Annotated in this window: 11 protein-coding genes; 1 reads left to right on the plus strand and 10 read right to left on the minus strand. The window is 52.2% G+C overall.

The annotated features are described in order from the left end of the window. Window positions 1-12: 12 nt before the first annotated feature. The 7 genes from sufS to HV350_RS13895 all read right to left on the minus strand — a co-directional run bounded on the left by sufS (window position 13) and on the right by HV350_RS13895 (window position 7,486). Window positions 13-1,233, minus strand: a complete 1,221-nt coding sequence (sufS, locus tag HV350_RS13865) for a cysteine desulfurase SufS (RefSeq protein WP_016152909.1) — start codon at window positions 1,231-1,233, stop codon at window positions 13-15. Continuing rightward, window positions 1,230-2,501, minus strand: coding sequence for a Fe-S cluster assembly protein SufD (gene sufD, locus HV350_RS13870; protein WP_181628732.1), 1,272 nt, complete (start codon window positions 2,499-2,501; stop codon window positions 1,230-1,232). Before sufD ends, sufS begins: the two co-directional genes overlap by 4 nt. Next, a complete protein-coding gene (sufC, locus tag HV350_RS13875) occupies window positions 2,476-3,222 on the minus strand; it encodes a Fe-S cluster assembly ATPase SufC (protein WP_016152907.1) in 747 nt (248 codons plus the stop codon). The genes sufD and sufC overlap by 26 nt, the downstream gene beginning before the upstream one ends. A 16-nt stretch (window positions 3,223-3,238) precedes the next feature. Beyond that, window positions 3,239-4,726: a Fe-S cluster assembly protein SufB gene (sufB, locus tag HV350_RS13880; protein ID WP_016152906.1), complete on the minus strand. Its 1,488-nt coding sequence runs from the start codon at window positions 4,724-4,726 to the stop codon at window positions 3,239-3,241. A gap of 8 nt (window positions 4,727-4,734) precedes the next feature. Next, complete coding sequence (gene sufA, locus HV350_RS13885; RefSeq protein ID WP_016152905.1) at window positions 4,735-5,103, minus strand: Fe-S cluster assembly scaffold SufA; 369 nt, start codon at window positions 5,101-5,103, stop codon at window positions 4,735-4,737. Between the two features lie 342 nt (window positions 5,104-5,445). After that, window positions 5,446-6,222, minus strand: coding sequence for a hypothetical protein (locus HV350_RS13890; RefSeq protein WP_181628733.1), 777 nt, complete (start codon window positions 6,220-6,222; stop codon window positions 5,446-5,448). A 376-nt stretch (window positions 6,223-6,598) separates the two neighbouring features. Next, window positions 6,599-7,486 carry a LysR family transcriptional regulator gene (locus tag HV350_RS13895; protein ID WP_115190640.1) on the minus strand — a complete coding sequence of 296 codons (888 nt, stop codon included), beginning with the start codon at window positions 7,484-7,486 and terminating at the stop codon, window positions 6,599-6,601. 122 nt (window positions 7,487-7,608) lie between these two features. Here HV350_RS13895 and HV350_RS13900 point away from each other — a divergent pair, with 122 nt between their 5' ends. Next, window positions 7,609-8,460: a Vmh family MBL fold metallo-hydrolase gene (locus HV350_RS13900; RefSeq protein WP_049268703.1), complete on the plus strand. Its 852-nt coding sequence runs from the start codon at window positions 7,609-7,611 to the stop codon at window positions 8,458-8,460. A 67-nt stretch (window positions 8,461-8,527) separates the two neighbouring features. Here HV350_RS13900 and HV350_RS13905 read toward each other — a convergent pair whose 3' ends face one another. The 3 genes from HV350_RS13905 to HV350_RS13915 all read right to left on the minus strand — a co-directional run bounded on the left by HV350_RS13905 (window position 8,528) and on the right by HV350_RS13915 (window position 12,257). Then, window positions 8,528-8,716 carry a YdiH family protein gene (locus tag HV350_RS13905; RefSeq protein WP_029139522.1) on the minus strand — a complete coding sequence of 63 codons (189 nt, stop codon included), beginning with the start codon at window positions 8,714-8,716 and terminating at the stop codon, window positions 8,528-8,530. 77 nt (window positions 8,717-8,793) lie between these two features. After that, entirely contained in the window at window positions 8,794-9,204 is a 411-nt protein-coding gene (gene menI / locus HV350_RS13910) for a 1,4-dihydroxy-2-naphthoyl-CoA hydrolase (RefSeq protein ID WP_016152900.1), read from the minus strand. After that, window positions 9,201-12,257 (minus strand): FAD-binding and (Fe-S)-binding domain-containing protein, encoded by a 3,057-nt coding sequence (locus tag HV350_RS13915; protein WP_181628735.1) that lies wholly within the window; start codon window positions 12,255-12,257, stop codon window positions 9,201-9,203. The genes menI and HV350_RS13915 overlap by 4 nt, the downstream gene beginning before the upstream one ends. Window positions 12,258-12,308: the final 51 nt, after the last annotated feature.

Genomic DNA, 12,308 nt, shown 5'->3' on the forward strand with positions numbered 1-12,308 from the left:
AACGCCTCCCTGTTATCCCAGTAAGTGATGAATACGCTTGAGGCCCGTTACCAGGCGATCCACTTCTTCGTGGGTGTTGTACATGGCAATCGACGCCCGGCACATCGCAGGAACGTTATAGTAGGCCATCAGCGGCATGGCGCAGTGATGCCCTGTCCGCACGGCGATGCCATAGTTATCAAGAAAACTCCCGACGTCATAGGCGTGATGTTTGCCGAGGTTAAACGCAATCACCCCCAGACGATTATCCGGCCCGTAGAGCGTCAAATCAGGCACATCCGCCAGCTGTTCCAGCGCATAACGCATCAGGAATTGTTCATATTCACTGATTTCAGTAAGCCCCAGCGCGGAAACATACTCAATAGCCGCGCCGAGTCCAATAATCCCCCCGGTGTTTGGCGTTCCGGCTTCAAACCGCCAGGGGGCTTTGGCCCACGTCGTCCCCAGGCTCAGACTCACCGTCGCAATCATCGACCCACCGCCTTCCCACGGCGGCATTTCCTGCAGCAACGACTCTCTGGCATACAGAATGCCAATACCGGTTGGCCCGTAGAGCTTGTGCCCAGAGAAAACATAGAAGTCGCAATCCAGCGCCTGCACATCCACCTGATGATGCATAACTGCCTGTGCGCCATCTACCAGCACTTTCGCGCCGTATTGATGCGCCAGCTCAATCATCTCAACCAATGGGTTTTCCGTGCCCAACACGTTAGACACATGGGTAATCGCCAGCAGTTTCGTGCGATCGTCAAACAGCGTCGGCAGCGTTTCCAGTTGCAACGTACCTTCTGTATTGAGCGGAATAACGCGCAGTTCTGCACCTACGCGGGCGCACAACATCTGCCAGGGCACAATATTGGCGTGGTGCTCCATTTCGCTGATGATAATGTTATCGCCCGCCCGCACATTGCTGCCGCCCCAGCTGTTAGCTACCAGGTTGATACCTTCCGTTGTACCGCGAACAAACACCAGTTCTTCAGCTGAACGGGCGTTGATAAACAGCGAGGCGAGCTTGCGCACATTCTCCATTTTTTCCGTGGCCTGCGCGCTCAACGTATGGATCCCGCGGTGGACCGCGGCATAGCCGTGACGGTAAAACTCGGCTTCGGCATCAATCACCTGGTTAGGCTTTTGCGCGCTGGCGGCGCTATCCAGATACGCCAACGGTAAACCGTTCACTTCACGCGTCAGGACCGGGAAATCAGCCCGCACTTTTTCAATGGGAAATGTCATGCTACGCCTCCCGGCAAGCGTTGGGCGATCCGTGCCAGGACCTGTTGTTTCAGCGTTTCCTCGCCCAGGGCTTCCGTCAGCTCAGCGGCAAACGCATAGAGAATCATTTGTTGGGCATCCTGCTGGCCGATCCCGCGCGAACGCAGATAGAACATCTGCTCGTCGTCGATCCGCCCTACCGTCGCCCCGTGGCTGCATTTCACGTCGTCGGCATAAATTTCAAGCTGCGGTTTGGTATCCACTTCCGCCAGTTTTCCGAGCAGCAAATTATTGTTGGTCATCTGACCGTCGGTTTTAATGGCGTGCTGAGCGACGTTGATCAGGCCATTGAATACCGCGCGCCCCTTATCGCTGACAATCGTTTTATGCAGTTGTCGACTGTTGCAATATCCCTTGTTGTGCGCAAGCCAGGTGCGGGTATCGCAGACTTCATTTTTCACCGGCATCGCCAGGCTGTTAAGCCGAAGCGTGGTGTTTTCGCCGTTAAGCTGGGTGCTGGTGTTATGGCGCAACACCGCATCACCGAGTAAAAAGCTGTGGCTGGCGGCCGTGGCATCAGCGCCCAACTGAATATCATTATGCGCGAAGTGGTGGCTGAGCGGATTCTCAAACGCCAGTTTGATGTGGCGCAAGTGTGCGTTTGCCGCGACGTTCATCGTTAATCGTGCACCGGTAAAATGGCGATATTCGCTGAGGCTGACATAGTGTTCAATGACGGTGGCTTCTGCGCCTTCTGCCAGGTCCAGATGGTGGCGATAGTGCGCCGTGTTCACCTCATCACCCGCCAGCCCCTGGGTAATGTGCAGCAGCAGCAACGGTTTTGCCGGTCGCTGGTTACGCCTCACCTGAATGTGCGTTACGCTGCGGGAGAGGCTTTCGGTCAGGTGCAGAAAGACTTCCGGTTGGATAGCCGCCGGTAGCGACTGGCGCACATCATCAACGGTAATGTTAAACCCGCTACCTTCTGCGCTGTCGCTGAGCGTTGGACAGAATTGCCCGTCAACAAACACCAGGCGGACAGCATCAATAGCTGGCGCTAACGCTTCACACTGGGCGGACGTTATCTCAGTGACATGACTGACAAACTGGCTGTTGGTTAATCCTTCCAGCGGCGTGTATTTCCAGTCCTCATGCTTACGCGTTGGCAGTCCCAGACGCAGCATCTGCTGCAGGTGCTGCTGGGCATGGTGCGAGCGCGTCTTCCCTTGCGTTTCAAACAGATGATGCCACTGTTGCAGCACGTTACTGCTGTTCGCTAAGCCAGCCATAACCTTGCTCCTCCAGTTGTTTGACCAGCGTGAAATCGCCGGATTTCACAATTCGCCCCTGGTAGAGAACGTGCACATAATCGGGTTTGATGTAATCCAGGATGCGCTGATAGTGGGTGACGATAATGAATGAACGTTGCCCGTCGCGCAGCGAGTTCACGCCATCCGCAACGACTTTCAGCGCGTCGATATCCAGCCCGGAGTCCGACTCATCAAGAATGCACAGCTGAGGTTCCAGCACCGCCATTTGCAAAATGTCATTACGCTTTTTCTCGCCACCTGAGAAACCAACGTTGACCGAACGCGTTAGCAAATCTTCCGGCATCTTCAATAACGCGATTTTCTCTTCCATCAGATCCTGGAAGTCAAACCTGTCCAGCGACTCTTCGCCACGGTAACTGCGCACCGCATTCAGTGCCGTTTGCAGGAAAAACTGATTACTGACGCCGGGGATTTCTACCGGATACTGAAATGCCATAAAGATCCCTTCACCGGCCCGGTCTTCGGGTGACAGTTCCAGTAAATCCTTACCGTTGAATTCTACCGTCCCGCCGGTGACTTCGTAGTCATCGCGCCCGGCGAGCGTTGCGGAAAGCGTACTTTTCCCGGAACCGTTCGGCCCCATAATGGCGTGTACCTCTCCGGGGCCAATATCCAGGCTCAGCCCACGCAGGATCGCCTTATCTTCCACACTGACCTGTAAATTTTTAATGCTTAACATGTGCTTTCCTTAAATTTTAACCGACGCTGTGTTCAAGACTTATGGCGAGAAGTTTTTGCGCTTCAACGGCAAATTCCAGCGGCAGTTCAGAGAACACGTCTTTACAGAAACCATTAACGATCATCGAAATGGCATCCTCTTCGCTGATGCCGCGCTGTAAACAGTAAAACAGTTGGTCTTCACCAATGCGCGAGGTCGTAGCTTCATGCTCAAGCTGGGCGCTGTTGTTACGACACTCCACATACGGGAAGGTGTGCGCTCCACAATCCGCGCCAATCAGCATCGAGTCGCATTGGGTATAGTTGCGGGCGTTGGTTGCGGTCGGCATGATCTTCACTAAGCCGCGATAGCTGTTTTGACTGTGTCCCGCGGAGATCCCTTTCGAGATAATGGTCGATTTGGTGTTCTTGCCGATGTGGATCATCTTGGTGCCGGTATCGGCCTGCTGATAACCACTGGTCAGCGCGACGGAGTAGAATTCGCCGATAGAGTTGTCGCCGCGCAGAATACAGCTTGGGTATTTCCAGGTAATGGCCGAGCCGGTTTCCGACTGCGTCCACGACATTTTGCTGTTTTCGCCTTCACACAGAGCGCGCTTGGTGACGAAGTTCAAAATGCCGCCGGTGTTACCATCACCAGGGAACCAGTTTTGTACCGTCGAGTATTTCACTTCGGCATCTTTGTGGATAATGACTTCCACCACCGCGGCATGCAGTTGGTAGCTATCGCGTACCGGGGCTGAACAGCCTTCGATATAGCTGACGTAACTGCCCTCATCCGCAACCAGAATGGTGCGCTCAAACTGACCGGTTTTTTCCGCATTTATACGGAAATAGGTCGACAGTTCCATTGGGCAACGCACACCTTTCGGGACATAAATAAACGTGCCGTCGGAGGCCACCGCCGCATTCAGCGCCGCAAAGAAATTGTCATTACCCGGGACAACCGTACCCAGATATTGTTTTACCAGCTCAGGGTGATCGTGAATCGCCTCACCAAACGAACAGAAAATAATGCCCTGTTCCGCCAGTTTATCGCGATAAGTTGTCGCCACCGACACCGAGTCAAAAATGGCATCAACCGCCACCTCTTTGCCTTCGCGGACCGGCACACCAAGCTGCTCGAATGCGTCCTCAACTTCTTTACTTAAAAACGCATTTGCCCCCGTTTGCTGCACCGCGCCCGGCTCAGACGCGCAGGTTTCATCGCAATTACCGCAGGACGGCGCGGAGTAATAACTGTACTCCTGGTAGTTCAGCTTATCGTAATGCGCTTTTAGCCAGTGCGGCTCTTCCATGGTTAGCCACGCTTTAAAGGCATTCAGGCGAAATTCCAGCATCCAGTCGGGTTCATTACGTTTTGCCGAAATCGCGCGCACGACATCTTCGTTGATCCCTTTTGCCAGTTCATCGGTTTGTAGATGGGTGAAGAAGCCCTCTTTGTAATTAAGGTGCCCGCCAGCCCAGGTGTTGACATCGTCAGTTGCTTCAGTATTACGAGACATAGTACCGCCTATACCCCAAAACTTTCGCCACAGCCGCATTCGTTCTGGGCTTTCGGGTTATGAAATTTAAATAGCTGATTTAATCCTTCGCGCACGAAATCAACTTCTGTGCCGTCGATGAATGGCATCGCCTGTAACGGTACATAAAGTCTGGCCCCCTCCGTTTCAAACAGCAGATCGTCTTTTTCCGCCTGGCGAACGGTGTCCAGCACGTAGCCAAATCCCGCGCATCCCGTTTGCTTCACGCCTAAACGCACGCCTAACATGTCGGGTTGCTTTGCCACCAGCTCGCGGATGTGCGCCGCAGCCGCTGGCGTTAACGTCAGACCACGCCAGGCAAAATCGTCCGGGTTAAATGTTCCTGAATGCAATTCCATAGGGTTACCTCGAGTCACTAGCTTTCAAGCTATAACAACATGTTAGTGATAATGATTATCACTTCAACCCCTCAACAGCAGGGGCATTCGGGTTAATCGCCCTTTTTGACCCCTTTTACTAAGCATAGACCCTGCTGCGTGGGTTAACAGGGATGGATTTTTTTGTTCAATGCATTGATTAATAATGGATTAAGTAATTTCAATCGGCGAGACAGGTCGATAATCAAAAGATGTATAGAAAATGACTATTTCTGTGATAGAAGGGGTAACTTCCTCTGTCAGGCTATACCTAACCAGGGAGTCATCAGAGATGATATTCGCAGAGCGGTGAACGGACAAAAGTTAACGGCTGGCTAACCACCCATTGCCATTTTTCACTCGCCCGAAGGCAGGGGTTATATTATTTTCAAGCTGATAGATGATGGATAAAATAACATTTAAGTTATATCGTGTTATTTGATTATGTTCGGTTGCAAAGGATGAACTGGTTTCCACAAGATTGAAATGATTATATTCCTGCAACAGTGCTAAATTTGGCGCAATCTCAACAGGAAACTGTTTATCATTTGGTGAGGTGAAAAGATAGATATTCGCAGTTTTATGTTTATCTCTGTAGATAACATCCTGCAGCATATTATCCAGCTTATTAATATTCGCTGGCGAGATGGTGCCCATCATCTCTTGTCCGACGTGCGTCCAATATCCTTTTGCAACATAGCTACCGATGTAAAACTGGGGGACTGCTGTAATGATGTTCCGAATGTTGTGCTTAATGCCGTAATACATCGACATCGACCCGCCTTTGGAAGCACCAAGAATAGTCGTGTTAGTGGGTTTCACAAAATCAATCACCCCCTGCATAAGTAGACTAACCCCCTGCTCAATATCGAAATTCATTTTATTACACAAGTAATAAGCTGGCAGACCGCCAAATTCATCTTTAATCCATAGAATTGCAGAATGGCAATGGTCAAGCATGACAAAGTCATAGATGGTAGCATCCGGGATATTAAATCCAGACATAACAATCAACAAATGCCGACAATCTCTGGAGGCTGGTTTGAATCGATAGTGAATCGGTGTCTGATTTTTATAATTGAAAACAAGATTCTCTACCATTATTTAAACCCGGTTAACGTTTCACGGTGACCAGAACAGCACACACAGTAATGATTTACCAAAGGGTCTGTTCTGCATTCTCTGTACGATATAAAGCGGTTATGATTCTTTAAACTTAAATGTCACCACGGCTATTTTTTGACAACACCGGTCTGCAGACTCACGGCAAGTAGGTACAATCCCGTTCGGGCACTACGTGAAGACAACAAAAAACCCTTAAGGCTGCTTGCTGGCAGGCTTAAGGGTTCCGGCCCCATCCGGCGCTTATCTCCGGCACTCACGATGGCTTAGCTCTTGAAGGGGCGATAAGAATAATCTCACTTCCGGATATGTTTTGTTTAACACAAATTGCGATTTGACTATTTTATAAGCGTATTCAATCAATTATTAGGCGCTGTTTTTCACTGAGCGCGTCCAGCAACAGGCGCAGTCCTGCAGGCTGATGCTCCCGCGAAAGATATAAACCATAAATTGGCAGGCTTTTTGGTTGAAGCTCGGGCAAGAGTCTAACCAGCTTTCCCTGTGCCAGCCCTTCCCGCGCCTCCAGTTCCGGCACCAGCGCAATGCCCGTTCCCGCCAACGCCGACTCACAGAGCAACGAAGAGATCCCGGCGCTCAAATTGCCTTTAATCGCAACAGCGGCAGCCCGCCCCTGGGCATCCAGAAAGTGCCAGGATTTTCCGGCAAACCCGCTGTAGTACAGACAATTATGCCGCGTAAGGTCGTCGATAGTCTCAGGGGTGCCATGCTGATGCAGGTACTCTACAGACGCGCACAGTACCGATTTACAGTCGCCAAGGCGACGGGCGATAGTTCCAGGTTCAGGGTTTTCCGTTATACGGATCGCCACATCAATGCGTTCTCCCACGAGGCTTACCGGTTGATTATTGATCTCCACCTCGATACGCAGTTGCGGATACTTCGTCAGAAACGCGGGCAGTACCGGCGCTAAAATATGCATAGCTGTAAAATGCGCACAGGCCACGCGTAGCGTGCCAGAAGGAATTTGCGCGGCGCTGGCGGCACCAATATCCAGCGAAAGCTGCGCCAGAGAACGCGTTTTCACTAATGCCTCTTCACCCGCTGGCGTGATTGTCAGACGGCGCGACGAGCGATGGATAAGCCTTGCACCCGCCCATTTCTCCATCTCGTCGAGGTAACGACTGACCATCGGACGGGAAAGCCCCAGCGCACGCGCGGCAGCGCTCAGACTGCCCAAATCACAGATATGGTTGAATACCGTTGCCGCCATCACTCTGTCCATTGCATCCCATCCGATCGTTTTATGAAACTCAGCATGTCCTAATAAGGGAATTCTAACAGATCCGAATTTCCTTAAAATACAGGAACTATCAAAAGACAATTTCCTGCACAAGGATACCTGACATGAAAGTTAAAACGCTGGCCCTGCTGTTACCTCTGTTCGCCTCTTCAGCCTTTGCCGCGACGCTACAGCTGGACGTCTACAATCCACAGGACAAGGCTATTTTCCCGGTCTCTTCAACGCTGGTTTCAGGACCGAAAGAAGCGATATTGTTTGACGCACAGTTCAGTACTAAAGATGGTGAACAGCTGGTGCAGATGATTCGCGCCAGCGGTAAAACGCTGAAGGCCATCGTGATCACCTCCGGCGATCCGGATTTCTATTTCGGACTGCAGCCTATCGTCAAAGCCTTCCCACAGGTAAAAGTCCTGGCAACACCGCACGTAGTAGACCATATCCGTGCCACCAAAGAGGCCAAACTGCAATTCTGGGGTCCGCAAATGAAGGATGGCGCGCCAACATCGCTCACCGTTCCGCAGGCGACAACGCAAACGCATTTCACAGTTGATGGTGAAACGCTGGAGCTGCGCCACCCTAATGATTATGCAGCCTATGTCTGGATCCCGGCGAACCGTGCCATTATTGGCGGTACCGGCGTGGCGTCTGGTATACACGTCTGGACGGCGGATACGCAATCTGCAGAACAGCGTAGCGCGTGGCGTAGCGTATTGGGCGAAATGCAGAAGTTACAACCCACCCAGGTGGTCCCGGGGCATTACATCGGCGAACGCCCTGCGGGCGATAAAGCGATTCGCTTCACACAGGACTATCTGCAATCGTTTGAGCAGGCGTTAGGGGCGAAGAAAGGTTCGGATTATGTGATTAAAACCATCACCGCGGCATGGCCAGGTCTTGCAGACGCAAGTTCTCTGGAGCTAAGTGCGAAGGTTAATACTGGTGAGATGAAGTGGTGATTGAGATTTAACGCAAAAAATAACCCCGAACGCGTGTCGGGGTTTCATTACGATAAGCATACCGGAATCAATGAACGCCCATGCGCCAGGCAAAATAGATCTCTTCTTTAAGTTCAGTCGAAGAAAGCGTCAATAAATCCGCGAACTCCAGCTCTAACTGTTTCAGTCTTTTCAGGTACTGAGCTGGTGAAAGATCGGTTTTATCACGACGTAAAAACTCTATTGCCAGTTGGGCCGGGTCTAATTGGGTAGACATATCATCCTCGCTTGTGTTCAAAACCTGCACAGTATAACACCATTCCCTGTGCAGATAATGACCAAAAGCAATATGCATCACAAAATTGCTGTTGTCAGACGCGACGTGCAGCACAATCGTCCCTGCTCATCGAAGATTTCGATTTGCCATACCTGATGACGGGAGCCGGTATGCACCGCGCGACATACCCCTCTGACGCGCCCTTCCCGCGCCGAGCGAATATGGTTGGCGTTGACCTCCAGGCCCACCACTTTCTGCTCACCCTGAGTACACAGATAACCAGCCACCGAACCAATGCTCTCAGCCAGCACCACGGACGCGCCGCCGTGCAGCAAACCAAATGGTTGTTTAGTACGGTGGTCTACCGGCATTGTGGCTTCCAGCGTGTCATCGCCAATGTGCACAAAACGAATATCAAGCAGCCCAACCATATTTCCTTCACCCATGGCGTTGAGCGCTTCGAGTGTGACTTCACGTTTCCAGATCATCCTATAATCTCCAGCAGTGCCTGTAATGGATGGCGAACGCCCGTGCCTTCAACGCGTTTAACCTGACTGCGACAGGAGTATCCGGTAGCCAGACAACGGTTACGCGGCAATCGTTGCATTGCCTGGTGCCATGATAGCTCATAGATCCCCAGTGAGTTCTGATGATTCTTCACTTCGTGGCCATAGGTGCCCGCCATGCCACAGCACCCTACGCTGATGTTCTCCAGCTTTGCGCCAAAGCGGGCAAAAATAGCCGCCCACTGAGCAGGCGCGCCCGGCAGGGCCGTCACTTCGGTACAATGTCCAAAGAAGTACCACGCTTCACCGCCCACAGCGACTGGCTGCTGTGACTCCACAACTGTCGATAACCATTCGTTGGCGAGTAACACATGGAAATCGCCCCGCTGTTCCCCGAGCGCCAGTTTGTATTCATCGCGATAGCAAAGCACCAGCGCCGGATCGACACCCACCATCGGAATATTCAGCTTCGCCACCCGATTGAGAAACTCAGATGTTTTCTTTGCGGTTTTTGCAAAACGGTTTAAAAAGCCCTTAATATGCTGGGCCTTGCCGTTTGGCGAGAACGGCAACAGTACTGGCTGCAGACCTAGCTTTTCAACCAGACGTATAAAATCAGCCACCACCTGTGCATCGTAATAGCTGGTGAACGGATCCTGCACCACCAGCACCGTACGGGCTTTTTGCTCAAGGCTGAGTAATTCGAGTTGTTCCAGCGTCATATTAGCGGAACGATGGCCAACCAGCTGACGTTGAAGCGACGGCGCAGACAGCAGCGGTAAGTCGACCATGCCGATGTGCTTTTTAGCCAGATTACGCACCAGCGGCTGGTTGATGAAGAAGTTAAACGTGTTGGGCGCCCGCGCCATTAACGGCGCATAGCTCTCAACGGTCGCCACCATGTGATCGCGCAACGGCCGCAGATAACGCGTGTGATACAACTGCAGGAAGCGTGAGCGGAACTCCGGCACATCGATTTTAATCGGACACTGTGTGGAGCAGGCTTTACACGCCAGACAACCCGACATTGCCTCTTTCACTTCGTGCGAGAAATCGTATTCGCCCTTGCGCGCATGCCAGCTGTTGCGGGTACGGGCAATCAGCGTACGTAAACTGGCACGTTTTTCCGGTAGCTCTTTTTCCAGCTGTAGCGGGTCAATCCCGCGATCTGCCAACAGACGCAGCCATTCACGCACCAGCGTAGCTCGCCCTTTCGGTGAATGGATACGGTTGAGGCTGATTTTCATCGACGGACACATCGGGCTTTTCGCATCAAAGTTAAAGCATAACCCGTTGCCGTTACACTCCATCGCCCCACGCCACTCCTGGCGTACGGCCAGCGGGATCTGACGGTCATACGTTCCGCGCTTCACCGCGTCGACTTTCATCATCGGCGCATCAACATCCTCCGGTGGACAGATTTTGCCCGGATTGAGCCGGTTTTGCGGATCAAACACCGATTTCACTTTACGCAGTTCGCGATACAGTTCCTCACCGAAGAACGCCGGGCTATATTCTGCACGAAAACCTTTCCCGTGCTCGCCCCACAGCAGACCGCCATATTTTGCCGTCAGCGCGACAACATCGTCAGAAATGCGTTTCATCAGCACTTCCTGCTGCGGGTCGCACATATCCAGCGCCGGTCTGACGTGCAGCACGCCTGCATCTACGTGACCAAACATGCCGTAACTCAGGCCGTGGCTATCGAGCAGCGCACGGAACTCGGCAATATAGTCAGCCAGATGTTCCGGCGGAACGCAGGTATCTTCAGCAAACGGAATCGGCTTCGCGACCCCTTTTGCATTCCCCAGCAGACCGACGGCTTTTTTACGCATCGCGTAAATGCGTTCGACGCCTGCCAGCTCGGTACATAGCTGCCAGCCTATAACACCCGCTTCCTGACGCGCAATTAAGCCATCCAGCCGTTCGCACAGTGCGCTGACCTGCGAATCAATCAATGCTTCATCGTCACCGGCAAACTCCACAATATTCAGACCCAGCATCTCTTTATCCGCCACATCGGTAATCAATTCACTTACCGAGTGCCAGACAATATCTTCCCGTGCCAGGTTAAGCACTTTGGAGTCGACGGTTTCTACCGACAGCGCGCGCGCTTCCACCATCACCGGGGCATTACGCAATGCCGAGTCGAAAGAGTCGTACTTAACGTTAACCAGTTGTCTGACTTTGGGTAGCGGCGTGATATCCAGACGGGCTTCGGTGATAAACGCCAGCGTACCTTCAGAGCCGGTAAGAATGCGGGTTAAATCAAATTCGGTCATCTCATCGTTAAAGACGTGCCGCAGATCGTAACCGGTCAGGAAGCGATTAAGTTTCGGGAATTTATCAATGATCAGCTGTCGGTTGTCGCGGCAACGCTCATAAACCGTCTTGTAGATGCGGCCAATAGTGGTGTTGCTATTACCCAGCGTTTGGGCAAGTTCGACCGGCATTGGCTGGGTATCAAGAATATCGCCGCCCATCAGCACCGCGCGGATACCCAGCACGTGATCGGAGGTTTTACCGTAAACCAACGAGCCTTGTCCGGATGCGTCGGTATTGATCATCCCCCCCAGCGTTGCCCGGTTACTGGTGGATAACTCGGGGGCAAAGAAATAGCCGTAAGGCTTCAGAAACTGGTTGAGCTGGTCTTTTATCACCCCGGCTTCAACCCGCACCCAACCTTCCTGCACATTGATTTCAATGATGCGGCTCATATAGCGGGACATATCAACAATAATGCCCTGATTCAGCGCCTGACCGTTGGTCCCGGTGCCGCCGCCGCGTGGGGTAAAAATCAACGAAGAGAAAAGAGGTTCCGCCGCCAGACGAGCGATGAGCGCCACATCTGCGGTTGAACGAGGGAATACGACAGCATCAGGAAGCAGCTGATAAATACTGTTATCCGTCGACATTGTCAGACGATCGGCATAGCTCGTTGCCGTATCGCCCGTAAATCCTTGCTGCTCCAGTGCCTGCAAAAAATTGAGCACCAGTTGAACGACACCTGGCGCCTGAGAAATTTGTGGAATCATTATAGTGACCCTTTCCTGCGGTCTGTGTTGTGAATTTAATCGTTTGCGTGT

This window comes from Citrobacter sp. RHBSTW-01013 (assembly GCF_013781985.1).
Taxonomy (GTDB): domain Bacteria; phylum Pseudomonadota; class Gammaproteobacteria; order Enterobacterales; family Enterobacteriaceae; genus Citrobacter; species Citrobacter braakii.